Below are 24918 nucleotides of genomic sequence, written 5' to 3'. Positions count from 1 at the left end.
GGGGCCCTGCGCTAATGAAGCGCGGGGCCTTTTTTATTTGCCTGCGCATTGCGATTGTGGTGCCATGCAACCAGCCGGATGGTGAACGGCCAAAAGGGGGACGCAATCAATGCATTGGATGATCTTGCCATTCAAACGCTACGCCGACTTTCAAGGGCGGTCGCGGCGCAAGGAGTTCTGGATGTTCCAGCTGCTCAATATTGGCTTAACTGTGCTGCTGATCGCCCCGGCTTTCCTTTTTGCACCATCGACCAGCAATTCGGATTTCACGGCAGAAGGCGACAGCTTTGCAGCGGCAGCTGATTTCCAGAGTAATTTTGCCGATAGCCCGATCGAGCTGGCGCTGATCATCGCCTACGGCCTTTACGCGCTGGCCGCGCTGATCCCCGCGATCGCGGTCACCGTCCGACGCTTGCATGATCGTGACATGTCGGGCTAGTGGTATCCGGGGCTGGCCGTTGCCGGACTCATCCCGCTCATCGGTGTTCTCGCCAGCATTGCGCTGTTCGTGCTGATGGTGTTGCCGGGCACGGCGGGTAGCAATCGGTTCGGGACGGATCCCAAGGATCCCTACAATGAAGATGTGTTTGCCTGAGGCCCGTTGCTGCGCTCTGCTGCGAGGATGTAGGCTAAGGCCTACAACTCCCGCAGCGCCCGCGCCGGTTTGGCCCGCAGCAGCGGCAGCGAACCGGCCAGCGCGAAGACGAGCACGAGCGCAACGCCCAGGCCCAACACGCCCAGCACTTCACTCCAATCGGGCAGCCATTCGAATTGGAAGAGCTGGGTAATCACAACCCACGCAAGCCCGCCGCCAAGCCCCAGCGCCACCAGCGCCAGCACCACGGCCAGCAGGCCATACTCTGCCAGCTGCAACAACAGCACCTGCCGCCGGCTCGCGCCCAGTACGCGCAGCATCACCGTATCATAAGTGCGTGAGGCCCGTGCCGCCGCGATGGCGCCCATCAGCACCGCAAGGCCCGCCAGCACGGTCACGGCGGCAGCGGCCAGCGTGGCAAGGCTCACCTGTTCAAGGAGCTTGCGCGCCTCGACCAAAATCCCGCCCACTTCGATCACCGAGCTCGACGGCATTTCACGCACCAGCGCCCGCAACAGCGTACCGCGTGCCTCGGTGTCTGCGCCTTCGGGCAGGTCGATGGTGGCGGACAGGTTGTGCGGCGCATCGCTGATGGCATTGCGGCTGAACACCAGCAGGAAATTGAACCCCAGGCTTTCCCAGTCGATTTCGCGCAGCGAAGCGATCCGCGCGCTGCGTTCCACGCCCAGAATACCAACGGTGATGTAATCGCCCACCTCAAGCCCTGCCGCCCGCGCCAGGTCCGCATCGACTGACACCAGCGGCTCGCCATTGTGGAACGGGCTCCACCATTCGCCCGCGACCAGGCGGTTGCCCTGCGGGATCGTGTCGGCATAGGTCAGCCCGCGTTCGCCGCGCAGGCCCCATGCGCCTTCGGGAAGTTCGTCCAGATCGGCCACGCGGATCATCTGGTCCTTGGGCCCAAAGGCCAGCACCGCGCCGCGCATCGTCGGCACAGTGCGGATCGCCGCCTCAGGGAAATCCTGCTGGATCAGTTCGAAAAAGCGCGGTTCCTTGTCACGCGGCACATCCAGCACGAAGTAATCGGGGGCTTCGGCGGGCACGCGCTGCGCGATATTGCCATCGATTGCGCTTTGCACGGCGGCGAGCAGCACGAAAGCGGCAAGACCAAAGCCCAGCGCCGTCACCAGGGAACCCGTGGGCGCGCCGGGGCGGTGAATGTTGGAAAGCGCGCTGCGCAGCAGGGGGTTGGATGGACGCGGCAGCCGGCGGGCGAGGGTCTGGATACCCCAGCCAAGCCCGGCGAGCAGCACCAGCGCGCCGCCTGCCCCCAGCAGAAACCCGCCTGACAGCAGCGGCTGATCGGTGGTGAGCAGCGCCAGCGCGCAGATCGCCGCGAGGCCAAATGCGGTCGCCAGCAAGGCGCGCTTGTCCCGCGATAGTGGCACAATGCCCGACCGCATCAGCGCCATGGCAGGAAAGGTGCGGGCGCGCAGCAAGGGCGCGGCGGCAAAGGCAAAGGCCACCAGCAGGCCGTAACTCGCCGCCAGCAGCAGCGCGCCCGGCGCAATGATGAAGCCGCTTTGCACCGGCAGCAGCCCTTGCAAAGCGCCCGCCAGCAGCGGTGTAACCAGCACGCCAACCGCAAGCCCCGCGAGACTGCCCGCCAGCGCCGCAACGCCGATCTGCAGCGCGTAGATGCGCACAATATCGCTTGAGGTGGCGCCCAGCACCTTCAGCGTCGCAATGCTGGTGCGGCGCTGGTCAAGATAGGACGACACGCCGCCTGCAATCCCGATTCCGGCAATCACCAAGGCAGCCAAGCCCACCAGAGTCAGAAAATCGCTCATCTGCCGCACGAAGCGATCCGCACCGGGCGAAGCGCGGTCGCGGGTGCGGATATCGAACCCGGCATTGGGGAAGGCTTTGGTCAGCGCCTTTTCAACCGCTTCGGGATCGCGGGCGGCGTTGGCAAAGGCGATGCGGTGCTTGCTCTGGTACAGCGCGCCCGGCTCAAGCAGCCCGGCCTTACCGGGAATATCCTGCGCTACAATGATCGTCGGGCCAAGCTGGAAGCCTTCGGACAGGCGATCGGGCTCGTCCTGAATAATGCCCGCAACGCGCAAGGTGGCGGTGCCGACCTTGAAGTTGTCGCCAACGGCAATGCCAAGCCGTTCCAGCGCGGTCTGCGCGATCCAGGCGTCATTGCCTGCAGGGGCAGCGACCGCGCGGCCATCGGTCAGAATCAGCGCGCCGAACATCGGCCACTGCGCATCCACGGCCTTGAGTTCGATCGGCGCGGCCGCATCGGGCGTGCTCGCCATCGCTTGCATCCGGTAGCCGCTGGAAATTGTGCCATATTCGCCAAGCGCGGTGCGTTCATCGGCGCGCAGATCGCGCTGCCACACCTCGACCTCGAGATCGCCGCCGAGCAGTTCCTGCCCTGACGATTCGAGCTCACGTTCGATGGCGTTGGTCAGCGTGCCGATGGCGGAAAGCGCCGCTGTGCCGAGGAAAATGCACACCAGCAGCAGCCGCAGCCCTTTGAAGCGCGTGTTGAGATCGCGCCGGGCGATGCGCCACACGGTCGCCCACGGCATACGGGATGGCTGGCTCATGCCGTGCTGCCTGCCGTGTCCGACACGATCACGCCGTCCGCCATGGTCAGCACCCGCTCGCAGCGGGCGGCAAGGCTGGCGTCATGGGTGATGATCAGCAGCGTGGCCCCGGTTTCGGCGCGGCGGGCCAGCAGCAGGTTGATGATTTCCTCGCCGGTTGCGGCATCAAGGTTACCCGTGGGCTCGTCTGCAAAGATCAGGCCGGGGCGCGGCGCAGTGGCGCGGGCGATGGCGACGCGCTGTTGCTCGCCGCCGGAAAGCTGGGTGGGATAATGACCGGTGCGGTGCCCAAGCCCGACCGCTTCGAGTTCCGCGACGGCACGCGGGGCGGCGTCCGGCATGGCGGCGAGTTCCATCGGGGTGGCGACATTCTCGGCCGCTGTCATGGTGGGGAGCAGGTGAAAGGCCTGCAGCACAATGCCGATCCGGCCGCGCCTGGCTGCGGCAAGACCATCTTCGGAAAGATTGGAGAAATCCGCGCCTGCCACGGTTAGTGCGCCGCCGCTGGCGCGCTCAAGCCCCGAAAGCACCGCCATGAGCGAGCTTTTGCCCGAACCCGATGGGCCGAGCAGCGCGACCACCTGACCCTGCGGAATATCCAGATCGATACCCCGCAGAATCGTGACCGGCGCGGCCGTGCTGCCAAGGGTGAGGGTGAGATTGCGGGCGCTGATCGCGAGAGAGGGACTTGTCACACGGTTCCGATGGCATAGGTGAGAGGCAGCAACAAGTTACAGCTAGGGATGGAGTGCGGATGCACAAGCGCGTTTGGTCGATTAGGGGCGTCGTTGGTGGAGCCTCACTGGCTTTGGCGCTGATGCTGGCAGCCTGCGGGGACGCAGCGGACGATGCTTCGTCTACGGCCGAGGTAGCTGAAGACGGTGAGCCGGCCTTGCCCGCCATCCCGGTGATGGGGCCGGAACGCAAGATCATCGCCTTTGGGGACAGTTTGTTTGCCGGCTACAATCTCGACCCGCGCGATTCCTATCCCGAGAAGCTGGAAAACGCGCTGCGGGCCAAGGGCATGAACGCCGATGTCATCAATGCCGGCGTTTCGGGTGACACGACTCAGGCGGGCCTGAACCGGCTGGAATTTACACTTGCCGCGCAGGATACGCCGCCCGCGCTCTTGATTTTGGAACTGGGTGGCAATGATCTGCTGCGCGGGCTTTCGCCGGAGGAAACCAAGGCCAATCTGGCCAAGATGCTGACTATCCTACAGGCGCAAAAGGTGCCAGTTCTGCTGATGGGAATGCGCGCGCCCCCCAATTACGGTCCGGAGTTTCAGGCCGAATTTGACGCGCTTTATCGCGATCTGGCGAAGGAATATGGCGCGGCGCTGATCCCGTTCTGGTTGGAGGATATCTACCGCGATCCCTCCCTGTTTCAGGCTGACCGCATCCACCCCACCGCGGACGGCATTGAGCGACTGGTTGCGGCGACCTTGGCCGATGTCGAAGGGGCCTTGCCGCCGCCCGAGCGCCGCCAGGCCTCGCCAGACCCGTCCTAGACCCCGTTTAGACCCCGTTTAGACCCCGTTTAGACCCCTGCTAGACCCTAGTTAGATCGGCGTTAGACCGGTCCTAGACTCGTTCAGCCCGCCCCTTGCTGACGCGCCAGATCGCGGCTTCTGCGCGAATGGCGTCAAAGGGGGCGAGTTCGGTTCCGGTCATCCAGACCTGCGCCTTGCCTTCGCGCAGGCGCCGGAACAGCTCGGTGCGGCGGACCGGGTCGAGGTGCGCGGCCACCTCGTCGAGTAACAGCACGCTGGGACGGCCCGCCGCGGCCAGAATGCCGTGGGCCAGCGTGATCGCAATCAGCATGGCCTTCTGCTCGCCGGTCGAACAGGATGCGGCCAGCTGTCCGGTGGAGGCCATTTTGACTTCCATTTCATCACGTTGCGGGCCGATCAAGGCGCGGCCGGCGGCCCGGTCGCGCGGGCGGGCACGGGCAAGATCGGCGCGCAAGGCTGTCTCGTCGAGCGGACCGCCGGGGCGGTAGGTGAGCGCGGGCCGGGCGAAGGGTTCGGGGGGAAGGGCGGAGAGTTCGTCCATCAGCCGCAGCACCAGATCGGCGCGGGTGCGGGCCACAGCCGCGCCATGATCGGCCGCCTGCGCCTCGATCGCATCCATCCAGCGCGGATCGCCGTTGTTTTCCAGGAGCTTGCCGCGTTCGCGCAAGGCCGCTTCCAGCGCATTGACCCGCCGCGCATGATCGGCCGCAATCGCCAGCGCCATACGGTCCATGAAGCGCCGCCGTGTTCCCGCGCTATCGGTAAAAAGGCTGTCCATCGAGGGGGTCAGCCAGCTCATCGCAAGCCATTCGGCAAGGCTCGCCGCGCTGGCCGCCGCACCATTGACCCGCACCAGGCGCCGCCCTGGTTGCCCGGCCTCGGAATGGGTGCCGATCCGCGCCGATACAATTCCCGCCTCGGTCAGGCTCGCCCCGATCGCGAAAGGGAGCAGTGCACCCCCCGCCGTTCCCTTGCGCGCCAGATCGCCAAGGTTCGCGCGCCGAAGTCCGCGCCCTGGCCCGAGCAGCGACAGCGCTTCCAGCAGATTGGTCTTCCCCGCTCCGTTTTCGCCCACCAGCAGATTGAAATGCGCTGTGTCACCCAGCGTGGTCGCGGCGTGATTGCGGAAGTTTTCAAGGGTGATGCGGCTGAGGCCCATGGCTTTGCGGCGGGTAGCGGGAGGGGCGCGCTTTGGCCAGTCCGGGCCGCGCAAAACTCTGATCCCAATGCTTGGTGAAAAATCCCAAGCTTTCGGTTTGCTGAATAACCTGTTTGCGGGCTGTAAGGATCGAAATGGCGCAAATCCGCCATTTTTCGAGTTTGGCACACCTCCTGCAGAGTGTTCTGCGTCCCCGGGATGGTCCCGGACACCACCAAAAACACTTTCAGGAGACGCTTCATGTTCACCACCGATACCGCCAACCGCCTGTTCGCCGCCGCTTTCTCGGTCATCCTGTCGGCGTCGTTCTTCGCTTACGCGATCATCCCCGCCAGCCCGACCCTCATCGCCTGATCACCCATCACCACTCTCACACAAGGATCTCATCTCATGTTCGGCTCTGACTTCACCGCCCGCCTTGCTTCTGCTGCCTTCGCTGTTGTTTTGACCGTTGCCAGCTTCGCCTATGCTATCGTGCCTGCCAGCCCCGGCATGATTGCCTGATCGGCCACCCGCACTGCTTTTCGGAGACTGACTGACATGAACAACATCACGCGCAATTCCGACGGCAAGCCGCCGCGTGCAGGCTTCCACCTCGACAAGGCCAACGCCAAGGTCTTCGGCGTGTGTTCGGGCATTGCCGACTATTTCGCAATCGACACGATGCTGGTGCGAATCGGCTTTGTCTCTGCGACGCTGCTGGGCGTTGGTGCGCCGATCCTGATCTACATCGCGATCGCATTGATTGCGGATTGAGTGCAGCGACGAAAAGCGGTTCCCGGTTTTCGGGCCGCTGCACGCCGATCTGAACAACCGGGAGGGGCCAGCTTGGCCCCTCTCTTTTTACATGGCGCTGATGCCGCCATCCAGCTTAAGCTCTGCGCCGGTCATGAAGCGGCTTTCGTCGCTCGCCAGATACAGCACCGCGTTGGCGATATCGTTGGGTTCACCCACGAATTTAAGCGGGATCTGCCGCGCCAGCTTTTCCAGCAGCACGGCCTTATCGAGCGAAGCCGCACGGGCGGTTCCGTCAAGGATCGGCGTATCGACAAAGGTGGGGTGCACCGAATTGCAGCGGATATTCATGCCCTTTTTTGCGCAGTGGAGCGCGATCGATTTTGACAGCATCCACACCGCTGCCTTGGAGGCATTATAGGCGGGCATGGTATCGCTTGCGATCAGGCCCGCGATGCTCGAGATATTGATGATCGATCCCGGCGCGTGTTCGCGCATCAGCGGCAGCGCCTTCTGGCAACCGTGAAAGATCGAATTGACGTTGATATCGAAGCAACGCTGCCAATCGGCAAAATCACACACCTCGATATTGCCCGGCACACCGATCCCGGCATTGTTCACCAGCACGCTAAGCCCGCCGATGTGCTGGCGCGCCGCATCGACGGCCATGTCCCATTGTGCCGAATCGGTGACATCGTGGGCGATGCCGAATGCGGTGTCAGCGCCCATTTCGGCATTGATGATTGCGGCGGTTTCCTCAGCGCCGGAACCATTGATGTCGGTCGCCAGCACCCGCGCACCTTCCTGCGCCAGCCGGATGCAATGCGCCCGGCCCAGACCTTGCGCCGCGCCGGTTACCAAGGCCATCTTGCCTGCAACTCTGCCTGCCATAGTTCAATCCTCTCCCAAATATTCCGGTGTCAGCAGCATCGCGATGCGCACGTCGACAGCGTGCCCTGCGCGCCGCCATTCTGCCACGAAGCGCGAAAGATCGCGCAGCGCCACGCGGTGGACCGTGATGTTTTCACCCTCCGTACCCCCGCCTTGGCCGACGCGTTCGAGGCCTGTTGCTTTCAGCAAGGTAAAGCATTCTGAGACCATGCCGGGCGATGAATAGAATTCGCCAAGCACGTCGAGGTTGGCGGCGCGGAAGCCGGTTTCTTCCTCCAATTCGCGTGCGGCCGCGGTCAGAGCGCTTTCACCTTCGCCGCCCGCGTCATCGCCGACAAGGCCAGCCGGTATCTCAAGGCTGAAGCGGCTCAATGGCACGCGGTACTGGCTGACGAGGATCACGTGGCGGGTGCCATCCGGGTCATCGTCCAGCGCGATAATCGCTGCGGCGCGGATCCCGCGCGCCCGGCCAACATATTCCCAGCGCCCGCGCATCTTGGCGGTGATGAAGCGACCTTCCCACATTACCTCTTCGGGCAGTTCGGCGTCGCGGTCTTTTTGCACGGGAAACTCCGTCAGATGAGGCTGGAGAGCGCTCTTCGACAGGCTCGCAGGCGACCGGTCAAGAGCCTAAATGGCTAGATCTCGATCAGCCGATCCGGCAGTTCGTTCTCGTCATCGTCGCTGCGCGGAAAATGCGCGGCAAGGACATGGCCGACATCAGCTATGCCGACCGCGAGCCCTTCCGCTACGCGGCCCTTGCGGATCAGGCTGAGCATATCGCCCATCGCCTCGCCCCATACTTCAGCCGAAACGATCGCGGCGATGGTTTCATCGGCGACAATCTCGGCCCGGTGTTCGCGCATCGAAAGGTAGATCATCACGCCGGTGTGCCCCGTGGTGCGGCGTTCTGCACCAACCTTGAACTGGCGCACGGCCTGACCATGGACCCGGATCGTCTTGAGCGGGCCGGGGATCAGCGCAAACTTGAGCGCTTCCCACTGTTGCACCAGCATGACCACAATGAACGTGATGAGGCCCAAGGCGATGACCATGCTCGCCAGTTCGCCGGTGGACCATTCGTGGTCCCAGCCGCCGAAGGCCGCGTCCCAGGCTTCAAGGAAGGGAAGGGGCAAGGCCGCAAACACGCTCATGGCGGTAAAAGCCCCGCCCACTGCCCACAGCAGGGCAACATCAGCGTAACTGTCCGAACGATCTGCCAGCACCGTGACGATCTCGCCCGAGGTCGCCGCTTCGGCGGCCGTCACGGCGCGGCTGACAAGCAGGCGTCCGTCATCATCAAGATAAGCCATCGGCTACCACCCTCCCGAGGCGCCGCCGCCCCCGAACGAGCCGCCGCCGCCCCCAAAGCCGCCACCGCCAAAACCACCGCCACCAAAGCCACCGCCGCCGCGGCCACCACCGGATATCATGCCGCGCGCAATCGCGCTGCCGACCTCCCACAGGATGATATCACGCGCGGTATCGCCAAGATCGCGTTTGCCCCACGGGCCTTCGCCCTTGGAGCGATACTTGCGCCGCCGCCCGCGTCCGGCAAGGATTGGCAACACAAAGAAAAAGAACATGAAGGCAAGCCAGATCAAAGCCCCGATCGGAAAGCCGCCGTCGCTTGCCCGCGCTGCGCCCGCTTCGGCCGCGACCTTAGCGGCTTCTTCGGGCGGCAATTTCAGCTGCGCGATAATCGCATCAGCACCCGCCGCGATACCGCCGGGATAATTGCCGTCGCGAAAGGCGGGCAGGATCTGGTTCTGGATGATCAGCGAAGACAGCGCATCGGTGAGATAGCTTTCGAGACCATAGCCCACCTCGATCCGCACCTTGCGATCATTGGGCGCGACCAGCAACAGCGCGCCATCATTGCGGGTTTCATCCCCAAGGCCCCAGGCGCGGCCTAGCTGATAGCCATAGTCGGAAATATCATAGCCTTGCAGATCGGGAACGGTCGCCACCACCAACTGGCGCTGCGATTGGGTTTCGAGCGCTTCGAGCTTGGCGGTCAAGGCGGCCTCCGCCTCGGGCGAGAGAATATCGGCCGTATCGACCACCCGGCCGGTCAGCTCGGGAAACTGCGGCTGCGCGGCGAGGGGCGCGGAAAACCACGCCCCGGCCAGAACGAACAAAAATAACAGTGATCGCATCACGCCGATCAGTTCGCCGTCATGTCAAGTGTGGGCGCGGCTTCTGCGCCTTCGGTCACAGCGGCATAGGGCACCATCGCGTCGGCGCCGTGAATGATATTCGCGCCGATGGAATCGGGGAAGGTGCGGATCGTGGTATTATATTTGCGCACTGCTTCGTTATAGTCACGGATGGAGACGGCGATGCGGTTTTCCGTGCCTTCAAGCTGGCTTTGCAAGGCGAGGTAATTCTGGTTCGATTGGATGGTCGGATAGGCTTCAACGCTGGCGAGCAGACGGCCGATACCCGAACCAAGCTGGCTTTGCGCAGCGGCATATTGCTCCATCTTGGCCGGATCGTTAAGGTCAGCGCCTGAAATGTTGACGCTGGTCGCCCGCGCGCGCGCTTCGGTCACTTGCGTCAGGATCGTGCGCTCGTTTTCGCCTGCACCGCGCGTCACTTCGGCAAGGTTGGGGATAAGGTTGGCGCGGCGCTGAAACTGGGCTTCGACATCGGCCCACTTGGCCTTGGCTTCTTCCTCGGCCGCCGGAACGGAGTTGATCCCGCAAGCCGCAAGGCTAAGCGCAGCAAATGCAGCAAAGGCGCCGCGCAGCGTGGTGGCAAAATTCATGGGTTGATCCCTCCTGATTGCACGGGCCGGGCCCGGCGGCGTCATCCTGTATTGTCGATATAGCACACCACCTTGCCGCTTCAAGCGCCGTTCATGCCGTGGGCAGGCGTTTAAGGCGGCTTGGCAGGCGCGGGCTAGACTGCCAAACGTGGTAAACGGCAGGTAAGAAGGGGATAATCATGCTGTCAGAATTCAAAGCGTTCATCGCCAAGGGCAATGTCATCGATCTTGCTGTGGGGGTGATCATTGGTGCGGCATTCGGGGCGATCGTCAAATCGCTCACGGACGAGATCATCATGCCGATCGTCGGCGCGATCTTGGGCAATATCGACTTTTCGGACCGCTATGTTGTGCTCTCGGGCGAAGTTGCGCCCGGCACGCCGCTTGCCGCCGCGCGCGAAGCCGGCGCGAATGTGCTGGGGCTGGGCGCGTTTGTATCGGTGGTGATCAACTTCGTGATCCTCGCCTTCATCATCTTCTTGATGGTGCGTTACGTGAACAAGGTCACCGCGCAGTTCGCCAAGAAGGAAGAGGCCGCAGCGCCTGCCGGCCCGAATGAGGTCGATCTGCTGATCGAAATCCGCGATGCGCTGAAGAAGTAAACGCACGCTCACTTCACATTCAGGATTGCGGCGCTATATCAGATGTTGCCGGTTTCGACCGGATATGGCGATAAATTGCTGCGTACAATAGATGCAACGGACCCGGGGGCAGTACCCGGCGGCTCCACCAGAAGCGGCGGTCAGTGATGACTGTTCGCACCTCCTGATGGGGCCGAACTAGGATCGACGTGTGTTGAAAAGCGCAGTTTTTGCCCGGGCTGAGTAACCCGCATAAGGCTCAAAAACCATAAGTGCCAACGATAACGAAGCACTCGCAATCGCTGCGTAATTGATGGGCTAACGCCCTTCTTTTATTAGGCTAAAAAGCGCGGTTGGACCGAACCGGGCAACAGAATCGGATACCGGGCGTCCGGGGGTACGTAGCAACAGAAACCCCCACCTTTCCGACATTCTTATTGATGACCGTACGCATCCGCCAGGTGCAAACCGTCGAATTTTTGTCAGTCGGATGGTTCAAGCTGGCTGTGCAGCGCCGCCACTTGCTTTTCCAGCTTGAGGCAATCGAGGATCTTGGCCCCGGCCAGAAATACCGCGCCCGTGGTCGCCAGAAACAGAAGTTGCCCGCCGAGACCGGGATATTCCTGAAGGTAGGCCGAGCCACGCGCTGTCGCGCCGAGCGCCAGCGCGTAGATGATCACGAACGCCTCAAACCGGTTCTTGATCACAAACAGCCTACCAAGCTTATGCAGCATCGCGCGTCCCAATCTTCCCGCAACCCGGCCTCTGGCTGAGTCGCTTTAACAATTGAGTAACCTTACGCGTGGCGACGATGAGTCGCCAACTGCGTTAACCAAGCTGTGCCAGATCGAGCGCATCCAGCAAGGCCAGTCGTGCGGCAATCACGGTCGCTGCCAGAGCATCCGAGCCAATATCGTCGGGATCAATCTGCTCGGGCCAAGCCTGTGCGATCACACGTTCAATCGTGTCCGCCTTGGCGTCATCAAGGAGGAAGCGCGGATCGACCGTCGCCGGATCGCACACCACGCGCAGACGCAGGCACGCAGGGCCTCCGCCATTAGCCATCGACTGGCGCACATCGACCGGGATGACCTGCCGGATCGGGCCGTTTCCGGCTAGCATCGTTTCGACCCAGCCCCACACGGCCGCGCTTTCGCGGCATTCCTCAGGCACAATCAGCGCCATTTCTGTCCCGGACCCCGATCCGGGGTCGCCCGAGGGCAGGCTGAGCAATTGTACGTTGAACAGATAGGTGCGGATCGCCTCCTGCAAACTGACGGCGGACGCAGGCACCTCGACCACTTCGAGCGCGGGGAAAACAGCGCGGATCGCTTCATAGGCGCTCTGCTGGTCGGCAAAGGCTTCGGCGTGGGTGAACAGCACCCGTTCATTGGCCACCGCGACCACGTCATTGTGGAAAGCCCCGGTGGCGATCGCCTCAGGGTTCTGTTCGATGAACACCGTGCGTGCCGGATCAAGTCCATGAGCCCGCGCCACCACACGGCTGGCCTGTTCGTGCTGGCGCGCCGGGAAGCGCCCGCCGGCCTTGCCATAAACGAACACTTCGACGCCCGCAGAGCCGTGATTTTCGCACAGGCGCATATGATTGGCCGCGCCTTCATCGCCGAAGGTCGGCGGCACCGCATCATGGATCGCGAAATGGCGCGTGTCTGCGAAGGCCACCGCGAGCTGGGCTTGCGTATCGGGCCATTCCTGCGCGCGATGCAGCATCGTGACAAGGTTGGCGGGTGTCAGGTGACAGCGCCCGTCTGCGGTATCGGGCGCGGGCGAGACGGTCGCAGCGTTCGCAGTCCACATGCTCGACGCAGACCAGGCCGCGGCGCGCAATTGACCAGGCTCGCTGCCATCGAGCGCCAGCGCCCCGTGCAACGCGAGGTTGGGGCGACGCAGCGGCAGCAGGAAGCCCTGCACGCCCAGCCGCGCCAGATTTCCGCGCATCTTTTCCACCCCCTGCAACGCCGCTGCGCGGGGGAAAGATGGATTGCCCGCATGGCCCGCACTGGCGATATTGCCGAGGCTCAGGCCGGCATAATTGTGCGACGGGCCGACAATCCCGTCAAAATTGATTTCCGTCAGGCTCACCGCGCCACGCTCCATACCGTATCGCCATCGCTTACATCGAGCAGATCGGCGCTGGACGAATCAATGGCGATGCCGCCGCCATTGAGCGCATCGCCGTCCAGCACGCGCGCACCGAAACACGCCCTGAAGGTGCCAAGCCTGCCGGTCGCGAGGATCGCGCGTTCGCCCTCGCTCACATCCAAGCCTGTGACCATGCGCGACGAGCTGTTCTTGACGCTGGTGACATTGTCCGTGCGCGCCACCATGCTGGGCCCGCCATCGAAGATGTCGACATAGCCTTCGGCGCGGAAACCTTCGTCCTCCAGCATTCGCATCGCGGCGCGGCCCGTTGGGTGGGGCACGCCGATCACGCTGCGGGCGTCATCATCCAGCATGGCGATATAGACCGGGTGCTTGGGCATCAGATCAGCGATGAACTGGTTGCCGTTGATCGCATTGAAATAGTCCGCGTCCTGAAAGCTCATCCCAAAAAAGCGCCCCGCGACCCCGTCCCAGAAGGGCGATCCGCCGCGCTCGTCAATGATCCCGCGCAACTCGGCCAGAATGCGGTCGGCAAAGCGTTTGCGGTGCATCGCCACGAACAGATAGCGCGACCGGGCGAGCAGCAGGCCCAAGCCGCCTGCGCGTTCGTTGGGGTGGAGGAACAACCCGCCGACCTCGCTCGACCCTTCCAGATCGGTGACCAGACTGAGCAGTTCGGCGCGCACCGTGCGGTCCAGCTCCTGCGAATACTGGGTCAGGGTGTTGAGGCGATAGGAATAGAACGGCCAGCGCTGGCCGACTTTGCTCATCAGCTGGCAGGTGCCGCGCACTGCGCCGGACCGGGTGTCTTCGAGGACCAGCACAAACAATTCGTCTGCCAGCGTCTCACTGTCTTGCGCAAAAGCCGCCTCGGCCCGTTCCAGCTTGGTCTTGAGCGCCGTGCGATCGGGCGGCAGGTTGGTAAAACCGCCACCTGTCAGCTTAGCCATTTCATACAGTGCCTCCAGATCGGAAGCCCGTGCGGCGCGCAGGCGGAAGGTCAAGGCAAGGCTCCCTGGTCTAAATAGCCCATTGCAAGACGTTCGATCACGCGAGCGGACAGGGCTGCGCGTGTCACAAGGCTTGGGACGATGAGATATTCGTCCGGGCTGTGGATCGCGCCACCGCGCACGCCCATGGTGTCGACCACCGGGACGCCGCAGGCCGCGATGTTGTTGCCATCACACACGCCGCCAGAAGCTTGCCAGCGAATGTCCTCGCCCAGTTCCGCCCCGCAGGCGCGCACCAGATCGAACAGCCTTTGCGCCGCCGCATCCACCTTCTTGGGCGGGCGGGTCACGCCGCCGTGGCAGTGGAGGGTTACGCCATGCTCCGCCTCGATCGCGGTGAGCAGATGCGTCAGTGCATCATCGAACGCTGCGCCGGCCTCAACCGATTTGGGGCGGATGTTGAAGCGCAGCACGGCATGATCGGGCACCACATTGTTGGCCGCGCCGCCCTCCAGCTTGGCCGGATTGATGGTGAGATCGGCGTGCTCCATCGCTTTCAATCGCAGGATCAGATCGGCGCCCGCGACGATGGCGTTGCGCCCCTCGTGCGGATTGCGCCCGGCGTGGGCGCTTTTTCCTGTCACGATGATCGAATAGTTCCCCGTGCCGCCGCGCTCATGGGCGAGCGTACCGTCGGGCAAGGCGGCAGGTTCATAGGTCAGCGCGGCCAGCTTGCCCGCCGCCAGTTCCGCGATCAGCGCAGCGCTGGCGAGCGATCCGGTTTCCTCATCGGAATTGATCAGCACGTCATAGCCAAGGCCGGAGGCGCTGGCGGTCTGCTCGAAGGCTATCAGCGCGTGGAGCATGACTGCAATTCCGCCCTTCATGTCGGCCACACCGGGGCCGTTCAGGGTCTCTGCATCAAGCCAGCGCGGGCGCTGGAAGGCATGGTCCACGGGGAAAACCGTGTCCATGTGGCCGGTCAGCAAGATACGGCGATTGGCCTGCGGACGCACCCGCACAACCAGATGCTGCCCGTGGGGCTTTTCAAACGCCGCGCCATCGGAGGCAATTGCGGTGACAGAGGCGGGATCAACCAATTCCACTGTGCCGGGGAGGTTCGCGAAGGCTTCGGTCAGCATCCCGGCTTGTGCGGCCAGCCCGGCGAGGTTTGCGGTGCCGGTGTTGATTGCACACCATGTTTCGACCTGTGCCAGCATGGCAGCGCCGTCAATCGCAGTCAGGGTTGCATCCTGTGTCATGCCCCTTCTCTAGCCGCGCAGGCGTGGCTGTCCAACCCGTTGCAATCACGCCTGCCCTGCGCCATAGCGCGCCGGTCCTCTCCTCCCCAGGTCACGCCCCTAGCTAAGCCCAACGAGGACACACATGACTGACATGACCACCCGCGCCGGTATCGCTATCGATTCCCGGCTGGCGACACTCCTTGAAAGCGAAGTGCTGGCGCCGCTGGGCCGTGATGTGGATGCCTTCTGGCACAGCCTCGCGGCGCTGCTGGCGGACTTTGCGCCGCGCAATCGCGAACTGTTGGCGAAGCGTGAGAGCCTTCAGGCGCAGATCGATGCGTGGCATGGCGAACGCGTGGGCAAGCCGCATGACGCGGCGGCATACAAGGCGTTTCTGACAGACATCGGCTACCTCGTCCCCGAGCCGGGCGACTTCCAGATCGGCACCCAGAATGTCGATCCCGAAATCGCGACGATGGCCGGGCCGCAGCTGGTGGTGCCGATCCTCAATGCGCGCTTTCTGCTCAACGCCGCCAATGCGCGTTGGGGGAGCATTTACGATGCGTTCTACGGCACCGATGCGCTCGATGCGCCGCCTGCGCGGCCGGGCGGCTATGACGAAGCGCGCGGGAGCGCGGTGATCGCGCGCGGGCGGCAGTTTCTTGACGAGACCTTCCCGCTGGCAGGCGGTGCGCGCTGGGCCGATCTTGCAGGGCGCGCAGCCATCGCACTTACCGATCCAGCGCAGCAAATCGGCATCACCGAAGAAGGCATCTTTTTGAAAAACAATGGTCTACACGCGGAAATAGTCTTCGACGCGACCACCCCGGTCGGCGCCACCGACAAGGCCGGGATCGCTGATATCATCGTCGAATCCGCGCTCACCACCATTGCCGATTGCGAAGATTCGGTCGCGGCGGTCGATGCTGAGGACAAGCTGCTCGCCTATACCAATTGGCTTGGCATCATCCGCGGCGATTTGTCGGAGAGTTTCGACAAGGGCGGCAAGACGCTGACCCGCACGCTGGCGGAAGACAAGACCTTCACCGCGCCGGACGGAACCCAGCACACCCTGTCAGGCCGCAGCCTGATGTTCGTGCGCAATGTCGGCCACCTGATGACCAACCCCGCGATCCGCCTGCCCGATGGCAGCGAAATCCCCGAAGGCATCATGGACGCGGTCTTCACCAGCGCGATCAGTACGATCGATTTCGAGGGGCACGCCAAGTTCGGCAACTCGCGCTGCGGCTCGATCTACATCGTCAAACCCAAGATGCACGGTCCGGAAGAATGCGCCTTCACCAATGACCTGTTTGATGCAGTCGAAGACCTGCTCGGCCTGCCGCGCCACACCATCAAGGTCGGCGTGATGGACGAGGAACGCCGCACCAGCGCCAACCTTGCCGCCTGTATCCATGCGGTGCGCGACCGGATCGTGTTCATCAACACCGGCTTCCTTGATCGTACGGGCGATGAAATCCACACATCGATGCGCGCCGGACCGATGCTGCGCAAAGGCGCGATGAAGGGCAGCGACTGGCTCAAGTCCTACGAGGCACGCAATGTTGCGATCGGCCTCAAGCACGGTCTGTCGGGCAAGGCGCAGATTGGCAAGGGCATGTGGGCCGCGCCTGACCTGATGGGTCAGATGATGATCGAGAAAATCGGCCACCTGCGCGCCGGTGCCAACACAGCCTGGGTGCCATCCCCCACCGCCGCGACGCTGCACGCGCTGCATTATCACGCCGAAGATGTGTTCGCGATCCAGACGTCGCTGCCGGAACCGATGGGTCTTGATGCCCTTCTCAGCATCCCGTTGGCAGAGGGCGTGAATTGGTCCGAAGCGGAAATCCGTGAGGAACTGGACAATAACTGTCAGGGATTGCTGGGCTACGTGGTGCGCTGGATCGATCAGGGCGTCGGTTGTTCCAAGGTGCCGGACATCAATGATGTAGGCCTTATGGAAGACCGCGCCACGTTGCGCATCTCCTCGCAGCACATCGCCAATTGGCTGTTGCATGGCGTTGTTACGGAAGCGCAGGTGCTGGATAGCCTCGCCCGCATGGCCGCGAAGGTCGATGCCCAGAACGCTGGCGATCCGCTGTACGAGCCGCTGACCGGCAACACGGACGGCGTGGCTCTTAGCGCAGCTAAGGCATTGATCTTTCAGGGGGCGGAGCAGCCCAGCGGCTACACCGAACCGCTGCTGCACGCGTGGCGTTTGAAGAAGAAGGCGGGCTGACCCCTTTTCCTACACGCGGTGACTGCGGCAGGCTTGCCTCATGGCCTGCCGCGCACTCCTGTTCTGCTCGTCCGAAACAGGTTGGCAAAGGCCGCGGACTTTCCGTTCCAGGACAGTGTCTCATGTGTCTCCAACACGGGTCGGCAGATACAGGACCGCAGGCGGGGGACCGCAGGAGGGGGACCGGGGCGGCGCGAATTACACCGTAAGAGCGCGCGCCAATGCCACAAATTCGGCCACGCTGACCGTTTCGGCGCGGCGGGTTTCGTCGATCCCGAGGGCACCGAGCGCCGCCAGCGCGCCGGGCACGCCCTTGAGGCTCTGGCGCAGCATCTTGCGGCGCTGGCCAAAGGCGGCTTCGGTGAGGCGTTCGAGCATCCGGGCCGATACCCCTTCGGGCATTGGCGAAGGGGTCACATGGATCACAGCGCTCATCACCTTTGGGGCCGGTGTAAAGGCGCTGCGATGGACCTTCATGGCGAGGCGTGCTTCGGCCCGCCACTGAGCGAGCACGGCGAGGCGGCCATAGGCGTCGTCTCCGGCCCCGGCCACGATCCGGTCGGCGACTTCGCGCTGAAACATCAAGGTGAGCGATTGCCATTGTCCCGAGGCTTGGGGCGGCCATGCCTCGCCGCCAAGCCAGCGCACGAACAGCGCGGTGCCGACGTTGTAAGGCAAGTTGGAGGCGACATGGAACGGCTGGTCTTGCATCAACGCGGCGTGACTGATCTTGAGGGCATCGCCTTCAACGACTGTCAGTTGGCCCGGAAAGCTCTCGCCCAATTCAGCCAGAGCGGGAAGACAGCGGCGATCCATCTCAATCGCAGTGACGCGCGCTCCGGCCCGCAGCAGCGCGCGGGTGAGGCCGCCGGGGCCGGGGCCAACCTCCAGCACCTGCGCGCCGGCAAGGTTTCCTGGCAAGGCCGCGATGCGGGCAAGCAACTGCTCATCAAGCAGGAAGTTTTGCCCCAACGCTTTCGACGCGGCAAGGTTATGCCTTTGAATAACATCGCGAATGGGTGGGAGGTCAACCACCGGTTGTATTCCGCGCGACCGCCATCTCGGCTGCCATCACAATCGCTGCGGCCATCGCACCCGGATCGGCACAACCTTGCCCGGCAATGTCGAACGCGGTGCCGTGATCGGGCGAGGTTCGGATGATGGGCAGGCCCAAGGTCACATTGACACCTTTGTCGAACTCGAGGGCCTTCAGGGGGATAAGCGCCTGATCGTGATACATGCACAAAGCTGCATCATAGCCTTCGCGGGCGCGGGGCGTGAACAGGGCATCGCCCGGCACAGGGCCAAAAGCATCGATCCCTTCGGCTTGCAGAGCGGCAATGGTCGGCGCGATGATGCGGGTATCCTCGTCACCAAACTGCCCGTCTTCGCCCGCGTGCGGATTAAGCGCGGCAATCGCAAGCTTGGGGCGCAACAGGCCGAAATCTCTGTGCAAAGCTGCCGATACAATCCGCGCCTTGTGAAGGATCAGTTCGGCAGAAATCAAGCCGGGTACTTCGGCCAGTGAAACATGGACTGTCAGGGGAACGGTGCGGAGTGAGGGCCCTGCCAGCATCATCACGGCATCGCGATAAGGCCGTTTGCACACATCGGCGAGATACTCGGTCTGGCCCGGATAGCGCCACCCGATCGCCGCCAGCGCCCCTTTGGAAACCGGCGCCGTCACCAGGCCGCAGGCTCCCTGTGACACAGCCAATTTTGCCCCCCACTGGAGCGAGGCAAGCGCCAACTGGGCGCCTTCTGGCGTGGGTCTGGAAGGGGTTGAGGGGCCATCGATGCCGGCCAACACGGGAAGGCCAGCGGCAGACGCGAATACGGCTTCAGCCGGGTCCGCAATCGGAATGATCGGGCAGTCGATTTTCAGCGTCTCGGCCAGCTCGCGCAAAAGCTGCGCGCCCCCTGCCACAAAGGCGGGAGGCGCGCGGCCTTCGGACCGCAATCGCGCCCAGGCGCCAAGGATCACTTCCGGCCCGATCCCGGCCGGATCGCCGAGGCTGATCGCAAGCGGCGCGGCCGGAGACGCTGACATTGCTGTCAATTGTATTCGATGTAAGCGTCGTTACGCAGATCGCGCAAGAAGCGCTGGGCGCGCTTGCTGACGCGTTCTTCTTCCAATTGGTCCATCACCGCTGCGAAGGTCGGAGCACCGGAATCGGCGGGATCGTCGCGACCACACAGCATGAACACTCGCACGCCTTCCTGGATATTGCCGAAGGGCGGGGTGGCCTGACCGATCTGGAGATTGAGGAGGATGTCACGCAACTGCACGGGCAGAACTTCGGCCTTGATCTGGTCGTTGGTCACCACTTGGGCGCCAATCTCTGCGGCTCCAGCATCGACATCGCCGCAGCCACGCAAGCCATCGACGAATTTGCCAAATTGACTCACCCGCGCTTCAGCTTGTTGCTGTGTGGTACCAGCTGGAAACGTGATCGACACCTGCTTGAGATTGAGGATGGCCTGTGCGGGATCCGCCATCAAAACCTGCCGCTTGTTGATGAGGTAAAGGATCGAAAAACCGCCGGGGATCTCGATTGGTCCTTGCAACTGCCCGGCGCTCATCGTGCGCACCGCTGCTGCGAGCGGCGCAGGCAACTGGCCCAGACGCACCCACCCAAGATCGCCGCCGACGACCGCAGTGGTGGCTTCGGAATACTGGCGGGCATAGGCAACAAAGCTGCCGCCTTGCTGCAATTGCTCCACGATTTGCTTGGCATTGGCCAGCACGGCTTCCCGGTTTTCGCTGGTAGATGAAAGATAGATTTCGCCCATCCGGTATTCGTCTGTACCCTTCGCTTCGTTCATGCGCTTGAGCGAATCGTTGACTTCATCGGCCGAGATATTGACGAACGGCATGATGTTGCGGCGAAGCAGGTTTTCCCATGCAGCTTCCCCTTCAATCTGACGCTTGAGCGATGCAGGTGTTGATCCTATCGAAAGCAGATAGGCGTCCATTTTCTTGGCATCACCACCGAAATTCTGGGCGGCCAGCTGCTGATAAGTTCGTTCGACCTCTTCAGCCTTTACTGCCAGCTCGGCAGCGGCGGCAGCCTGGACCTTGAGTGTTTCGTCAATCAGATTGCGCAAAACCTGCACGCGCAGGCGCAGCTTTTCCTCGGGTGAGATTTCTGCTTCCGATGCTGCCGTTACCAGCGCGACACGCTGATCGATGTCAGAGCCGGTAATGACGAAGCCATTGACGATCGCGGTGGCAGTGCGGCGATCTGGATCGACATTGCCGAACAATGTGATGTCCTCGGGCAGGCCGAAGGGATTGTCCGAAGTCGGCACGGCAACGGTTTGTGCTGGCGCCGCAACCGGCGTCAACGCAAGGCCGATCATCCCGGCCGCCGCCAGCGCGGTGCCGGTTTTGGCTAACAGCGTTTTGGTAAACAGCTTTACACTCACTCGTTTGTTCCCGTCGTTTGGACCGACTAGCGGCCCGAATTGCTGCGTGACCCCTCACGCGGTTGGCTGCCGATGGCGCGCACCGGCTGAATGGAAGCTGAGTCCCGCCGCCGTTCTTCGACGTACGCAGCCATCGACCTTTGCTCGTGCCCTTAACGCTATTTCCGAAGGCTGCCAATTCACGCAGATGATTCGCGCCTGGCAGCTCTGCCTCAGCGAAAGCCGAGATTGCGCAACGCAAAGAACACCTGAAACGCATTCCCGCGCCTAGCATCGCCTGCGTCGATGAAATCGCGCCGCCAGGTGGCACCGAATTCGATGCAGTCGTCAGCATAGGCGACGCCAAGGCGCGTGCGGATCGGTTCGAATCCGTCGGGCAAGAACACCGGGTCATCCTCTTCGTCCGTCAAGTTGACCACGCCCGAACCGAACACCGACCACTTGCGCCCAATGGCTACCCGCGCCGCAGCGCGCAGTTCCTCGCGGTCACGCAGATCTTCTACTGTGACAATGTTGCGATCGAGCCGGAGGTAACCGAGCTCGAGATAAGTCCGGCGCGAACCGACGGTTGCATCGATCTCGTTACGGCGGACTGTCAAATTGTCTTTGTCCAAGCGGAAGCGGTGCGTGAAGCTGACCAGATTGCGAAAGCGCACTTCGGTGCGTCCGACGAAATCTGTGACACGTTCGGACAGGCCCGTCCCTTCGGGGAAAAGGTTCGGATCGGGTGTATCGATCCGGAAAGATTGGCCTACGGTCGTCTTGACCCGCCAGCCGGGACGCTGCAACTCCCAATCCACGCCCCACGTGACACGGCTGCCGTCCTCGACCCGGTCATAGCCGGGGAAGCGGTTAAGTGCGAAAAGGTTGGAATCTTCAAGATCGATCGCGCGCGCATCCTCGTTCGGGACGGCAAGGTTGCGCACCGGCGGGCTGCCGACGAATTGCAGGCGCGGTTTGAACACCTGTGTGCCGCCAAGGGCTTCACCCACAAAGGGCCATTCGACATCGATCGCCGCTGTGGCGATCCCACGCGTGGTCCAGCCTTCTGTGCCGCGATAGGCCTCCGTCACTGTCGCAAGAGTGTTATTGGTGTTATAGACATCGCCGCGCACCAGAGCGGTCAGCGTGACGAGCTGCCCCATGCCCGTCAGCCGTTTCAAATCCCATTGCGCGCCGGCAAAGGCGCGCTGGGTGTCCTGACCATCATTGCGCAGCAGCGCGAGGCTGTTCGCCTGCACCATCAGATTACCACCAAGAATGCGATCGCCGACCTTCTGGCGGTAATCGATGGCGGGAAGCGCCAGCGGCACCTGACCCTGATCGGCATTCAGGCGCAAGGTTTGCGTCGCCCAGCCAGCAATCGACAGGTAGGAGCGATCGGTGATGCGCTCCAGATTGACGGTTGACCGCAACCGGTCATCACGGCTGATGTCATATCGGCGCAAGAACGTTCGGTCGCTGGCGAGACGGATTGAGCTTGTAAAGCTCCAGTCGGGCGAGAACTGAAAAGTGCCATTGGCATCCAGATAGCCACGCGGGTCGCTTTGAAAGCTTTCTGCGCCCGTAAAATCGGTCGAGCGGTCGCTGAAGGTGCCGTAGCCGGTAATTTGGTAAGCGCCCATGTCCGTTAGGTGCCGCCACTGCGCGCTTGCCATCGGGGCGACGTTGGAAAAGACATAAGCGCCAACAGTCAGATCGCGATTGTCGGCAAGGCGCCAGTAATATTGGCCGCTCAACTCGAGGCCGTTGACCTGCGTGATCCGGACATCGGGAACCAAAAAGCCGCTTTCAGCTCCGCCATCGGTGCGGATTGCGAGACCGGGCAGCGGAAGGATGCTCGCGCCAAACAATTCAAGCCTTGCGCCTTCAAATCGAACGCGGCTTTCCTTCTGTTCGTAAATCACGCGCCGAGCGGTAACGCGCCAGCTGGGATCGGCGGGGCAGCCCTCGTCATCGACCACGGGGCAGGCGGTGTAGGCAGCATCGGTCAACACCGCATTGCCATCGGCGCCGCGTTCCGCCGATCGCGCTGCGAGCCTGCCGCCTGCGCGCAACGCGATCAGCAATTCGCTCATCGCGCCGGTCTCGAATTCTTCGGTGAGTTCGACCTGATCGGTGAACAGCTGGTTGCCCGCGTCGTCCACCAACCGGATATTGCCGGTGGCGATGATCCGGCCGGTGGTGCGATCCCACGTTACCTCGTCGGCACGCACCGAGCGGTCTTCGGAGCGTAAGATCACATCGCCGCGGGCGGTGACGATTTCGGACTCGTTGTTGTACGACAGCTCGCGGGCTTCGAAGTCGATCTGGCTTGGCTGGCTATCGGCTGGTTCTGTCGTCACTTGACTGACGGGTTCGATCGCAGGAGCGCGCTCCTGCGCGGTCAGCGGCGCGGCCGTCCACACCAGCGCCAGCGCCAGCGCTGCACGCGACGCGTTGACCCGCGCCGGAACGCGCTGGGCATGGCACGCGCCGTCCCGCGATCCGTCTGACAAGCCTCCCGACATGGCCTTGCCTATTGCACCGCTCGGGCCTAATCGCAATCGCGTTTGCGCACCCCTGCGCGCGGCTCGTCGCACGTGCTGGCCGCCACGGCTGTGCGCCCAGCGACACGTATTTTCGGAGAACCCATGCAGATCCACCTCAACACCACCCCACCGTCCGAAATCCGCCTCCATGCGCGGGTGATCAATCAGGGTGCGGCGCTGACCGGTCTCGATCCGGCGCTGATCGAGGGTGCATCGGCTTCGCGCTTTACGGGGCGCACGGGCCAGGTGTTTGAAGGCTTCGCGAGCGTCGACGGCGCGGTCAAGCGCATCGCGCTGGCGGGGGCAGGCGAGGCTGTGACGGATGATCGCCGTTCCAATCTGGAACGAGCAGGCGCGGCGCTGACGGCCAAATATCTGGTGTCCGGCGAGACCGCGATGGTCGTCGATCTGGCCCACGCCGGGCTGTCGGCCGATGATGCAGCCGCAATGCTGCTGGGCCTGCGTCTGCGCGGATGGCGGCACGACAAGTACCGCACCAAACTGGCCGCCGACAAGCGCCCCTCTCTCGTCAATGTCTACGTGACAGGCGCGCCGGAAGGCACGGCCGCCGCGTGGGAGCGCGAAGCCGCGCTGGCCAAGGGCGTTGAATTCACCCGTGGGCTGGTAACCGAGCCTGCCAACATCATCTACCCTGCCAGCTTTGTCGCCGCGTGCGAGGACGCCTTTGCGGACACCGGCGCAGAAATCACAGTGCTGGGCGAGGCCGAAATGGACGCGCTCGGCATGGGCGCGCTGGTGGGTGTCGGCCTGGGATCGGAACGCGAATCCAAGCTCATCGCGATCCGCTGGAATGGCGGCAGCGCCGGGGACAAGCCCACCGTGTTCGTCGGCAAGGGCGTCACCTTCGATACCGGCGGCATCTCGCTCAAGCCCGGTCCAGGCATGGAGGACATGAAGTGGGACATGGGCGGAGCGGGGGCGGTTGCAGGCGCAATGCTGGCGCTGGTAAACCGTAAGGCCAAGGCCAACATCATCGGCGTCATTGGCCTTGTCGAGAACATGCCCGATGGCAAGGCGCAGCGTCCGGGCGATGTCGTGACCACCATGAGCGGGCAGACGGTCGAAGTGCTCAACACCGATGCCGAAGGCCGGTTGGTGCTGTGCGATGCGCTGCATTGGGCGCAAGAGCAGTATGACGCGGCCCGGATCGTCGATCTCGCCACACTTACTGGCGCGATTATCGTTTCGTTGGGCCATGAATATGGGGGGATGTTCGCCAATGACGATAGGCTGGCGGCGCAGCTGACGGCAGCAGGCCAAACCAGCGGGGACAAGCTGTGGCGGATGCCGCTGGGGCCCAATTACGACAAGATGATCGATTCACCGATCGCCGACATCAAGAATGTCGGCCCGCGCGAAGCCGGATCGATCACCGCGGCGCAGTTCCTGCAACGGTTCATCAAGAACGGCACCCCCTGGGCGCATTTGGACATCGCGGGTATGGTCTGGTCGAATAAGCCGGGCCACACCTGGGAGAAGGGCGCGACGGGTTATGGCGTACGCCTGCTCGATCAGTTCGTGCGCGATGTGGTTGAGGGTTAGGGCTAAAGCCGG

24 protein-coding genes and 1 other RNA gene are annotated in these 24918 nt (G+C 63.1%); 9 read left to right on the top strand and 16 right to left on the bottom strand.

Annotated features, from left to right (window positions below):
* Positions 1-181 precede the first annotated feature (181 nt).
* Positions 182-439: a DUF805 domain-containing protein gene (locus ACRANW_RS13080; RefSeq protein WP_479432204.1), complete on the top strand. Its 258-nt coding sequence runs from the start codon at positions 182-184 to the stop codon at positions 437-439.
* A gap of 197 nt (positions 440-636) precedes the next feature.
* Here ACRANW_RS13080 and ACRANW_RS13075 read toward each other — a convergent pair whose 3' ends face one another.
* Positions 637-3174 carry an ABC transporter permease gene (locus tag ACRANW_RS13075; protein ID WP_479432203.1) on the bottom strand — a complete coding sequence of 846 codons (2538 nt, stop codon included), beginning with the start codon at positions 3172-3174 and terminating at the stop codon, positions 637-639.
* A complete protein-coding gene (locus tag ACRANW_RS13070) occupies positions 3171-3869 on the bottom strand; it encodes an ABC transporter ATP-binding protein (RefSeq protein WP_479432202.1) in 699 nt (232 codons plus the stop codon). The genes ACRANW_RS13075 and ACRANW_RS13070 overlap by 4 nt, the downstream gene beginning before the upstream one ends.
* 59 nt (positions 3870-3928) lie before the next feature.
* On the opposite strand from ACRANW_RS13070, the gene ACRANW_RS13065 reads away from it, so the two are divergent.
* A complete protein-coding gene (locus tag ACRANW_RS13065; RefSeq protein ID WP_479432201.1) occupies positions 3929-4684 on the top strand; it encodes an arylesterase in 756 nt (251 codons plus the stop codon).
* A gap of 73 nt (positions 4685-4757) precedes the next feature.
* Here ACRANW_RS13065 and recF read toward each other — a convergent pair whose 3' ends face one another.
* Positions 4758-5846, bottom strand: a complete 1089-nt coding sequence (gene recF / locus ACRANW_RS13060) for a DNA replication/repair protein RecF (protein WP_479432200.1) — start codon at positions 5844-5846, stop codon at positions 4758-4760.
* 240 nt (positions 5847-6086) lie between these two features.
* Between recF and ACRANW_RS13055 the strand changes: the two genes are divergently transcribed.
* From ACRANW_RS13055 to ACRANW_RS13045, 3 genes are read left to right on the top strand one after another with little or no spacing between them, the layout of a single operon-like run.
* Entirely contained in the window at positions 6087-6200 is a 114-nt protein-coding gene (locus ACRANW_RS13055; protein WP_479432199.1) for an enoyl-CoA hydratase, read from the top strand.
* A gap of 36 nt (positions 6201-6236) precedes the next feature.
* On the top strand, positions 6237-6350 hold the full coding sequence (locus ACRANW_RS13050) for an enoyl-CoA hydratase (RefSeq protein WP_479432198.1): 114 nt from the start codon (positions 6237-6239) through the stop codon (positions 6348-6350).
* 36 nt (positions 6351-6386) lie between these two features.
* Positions 6387-6602 (top strand): PspC domain-containing protein, encoded by a 216-nt coding sequence (locus tag ACRANW_RS13045; protein WP_479432197.1) that lies wholly within the window; start codon positions 6387-6389, stop codon positions 6600-6602.
* Between the two features lie 87 nt (positions 6603-6689).
* Here ACRANW_RS13045 and ACRANW_RS13040 read toward each other — a convergent pair whose 3' ends face one another.
* The 5 genes from ACRANW_RS13040 to ACRANW_RS13020 form a co-directional block, all read right to left on the bottom strand.
* Positions 6690-7472: an SDR family oxidoreductase gene (locus ACRANW_RS13040; RefSeq protein WP_479432196.1), complete on the bottom strand. Its 783-nt coding sequence runs from the start codon at positions 7470-7472 to the stop codon at positions 6690-6692.
* 3 nt (positions 7473-7475) lie between these two features.
* Positions 7476-7997 (bottom strand): NUDIX hydrolase, encoded by a 522-nt coding sequence (locus tag ACRANW_RS13035; protein ID WP_479433952.1) that lies wholly within the window; start codon positions 7995-7997, stop codon positions 7476-7478.
* 113 nt (positions 7998-8110) lie between these two features.
* Positions 8111-8785 (bottom strand): TPM domain-containing protein, encoded by a 675-nt coding sequence (locus ACRANW_RS13030; protein WP_479432195.1) that lies wholly within the window; start codon positions 8783-8785, stop codon positions 8111-8113.
* A gap of 3 nt (positions 8786-8788) precedes the next feature.
* Positions 8789-9631 carry a TPM domain-containing protein gene (locus ACRANW_RS13025; protein WP_479432194.1) on the bottom strand — a complete coding sequence of 281 codons (843 nt, stop codon included), beginning with the start codon at positions 9629-9631 and terminating at the stop codon, positions 8789-8791.
* Between the two features lie 8 nt (positions 9632-9639).
* A complete protein-coding gene (locus tag ACRANW_RS13020) occupies positions 9640-10242 on the bottom strand; it encodes a LemA family protein (protein WP_479432193.1) in 603 nt (200 codons plus the stop codon).
* Positions 10243-10421: 179 nt separating this feature from the next.
* Here ACRANW_RS13020 and mscL point away from each other — a divergent pair, with 179 nt between their 5' ends.
* Both mscL and ssrA read left to right on the top strand, forming a co-directional pair.
* Positions 10422-10844, top strand: a complete 423-nt coding sequence (gene mscL, locus ACRANW_RS13015; protein ID WP_479432192.1) for a large conductance mechanosensitive channel protein MscL — start codon at positions 10422-10424, stop codon at positions 10842-10844.
* A gap of 8 nt (positions 10845-10852) precedes the next feature.
* Positions 10853-11208, top strand: a transfer-messenger RNA (tmRNA) gene (ssrA, locus tag ACRANW_RS13010).
* A gap of 97 nt (positions 11209-11305) precedes the next feature.
* Here ssrA and ACRANW_RS13005 read toward each other — a convergent pair.
* The 4 genes from ACRANW_RS13005 to ACRANW_RS12990 all read right to left on the bottom strand — a co-directional run bounded on the left by ACRANW_RS13005 (position 11306) and on the right by ACRANW_RS12990 (position 15159).
* Positions 11306-11557: a hypothetical protein gene (locus tag ACRANW_RS13005; RefSeq protein WP_479432191.1), complete on the bottom strand. Its 252-nt coding sequence runs from the start codon at positions 11555-11557 to the stop codon at positions 11306-11308.
* Positions 11558-11651: 94 nt separating this feature from the next.
* Positions 11652-12926: an N-succinylarginine dihydrolase gene (locus ACRANW_RS13000; protein ID WP_479432190.1), complete on the bottom strand. Its 1275-nt coding sequence runs from the start codon at positions 12924-12926 to the stop codon at positions 11652-11654.
* A complete protein-coding gene (locus ACRANW_RS12995) occupies positions 12923-13951 on the bottom strand; it encodes an arginine N-succinyltransferase (protein ID WP_479432189.1) in 1029 nt (342 codons plus the stop codon). Before ACRANW_RS12995 ends, ACRANW_RS13000 begins: the two co-directional genes overlap by 4 nt.
* Positions 13948-15159, bottom strand: coding sequence for a hydrolase (locus tag ACRANW_RS12990; protein WP_479432188.1), 1212 nt, complete (start codon positions 15157-15159; stop codon positions 13948-13950). Before ACRANW_RS12990 ends, ACRANW_RS12995 begins: the two co-directional genes overlap by 4 nt.
* A 124-nt stretch (positions 15160-15283) precedes the next feature.
* Between ACRANW_RS12990 and ACRANW_RS12985 the strand changes: the two genes are divergently transcribed.
* On the top strand, positions 15284-17383 hold the full coding sequence (locus ACRANW_RS12985) for a malate synthase G (RefSeq protein ID WP_479432187.1): 2100 nt from the start codon (positions 15284-15286) through the stop codon (positions 17381-17383).
* A gap of 198 nt (positions 17384-17581) precedes the next feature.
* Here ACRANW_RS12985 and rsmA read toward each other — a convergent pair whose 3' ends face one another.
* The 4 genes from rsmA to ACRANW_RS12965 all read right to left on the bottom strand — a co-directional run bounded on the left by rsmA (position 17582) and on the right by ACRANW_RS12965 (position 23322).
* Positions 17582-18418, bottom strand: a complete 837-nt coding sequence (rsmA, locus tag ACRANW_RS12980) for a 16S rRNA (adenine(1518)-N(6)/adenine(1519)-N(6))-dimethyltransferase RsmA (RefSeq protein ID WP_479432186.1) — start codon at positions 18416-18418, stop codon at positions 17582-17584.
* A complete protein-coding gene (pdxA, locus tag ACRANW_RS12975) occupies positions 18411-19433 on the bottom strand; it encodes a 4-hydroxythreonine-4-phosphate dehydrogenase PdxA (RefSeq protein WP_479432185.1) in 1023 nt (340 codons plus the stop codon). Before pdxA ends, rsmA begins: the two co-directional genes overlap by 8 nt.
* Positions 19434-19438: 5 nt before the next feature.
* Positions 19439-20746, bottom strand: coding sequence for a peptidylprolyl isomerase (locus ACRANW_RS12970; RefSeq protein ID WP_479433951.1), 1308 nt, complete (start codon positions 20744-20746; stop codon positions 19439-19441).
* A 278-nt stretch (positions 20747-21024) separates the two neighbouring features.
* A complete protein-coding gene (locus tag ACRANW_RS12965; protein ID WP_479432184.1) occupies positions 21025-23322 on the bottom strand; it encodes an LPS-assembly protein LptD in 2298 nt (765 codons plus the stop codon).
* Positions 23323-23445: 123 nt separating this feature from the next.
* Here ACRANW_RS12965 and ACRANW_RS12960 point away from each other — a divergent pair, with 123 nt between their 5' ends.
* A complete protein-coding gene (locus tag ACRANW_RS12960) occupies positions 23446-24906 on the top strand; it encodes a leucyl aminopeptidase (RefSeq protein WP_479432183.1) in 1461 nt (486 codons plus the stop codon).
* Positions 24907-24918 lie beyond the last annotated feature (12 nt).

This window comes from Erythrobacter sp. 'gip.4 top 5', assembly GCF_056495765.1.
Note: the sequence above shows the minus strand (reverse complement) of the source record. Positions and strands in the feature narration are given on the sequence as shown.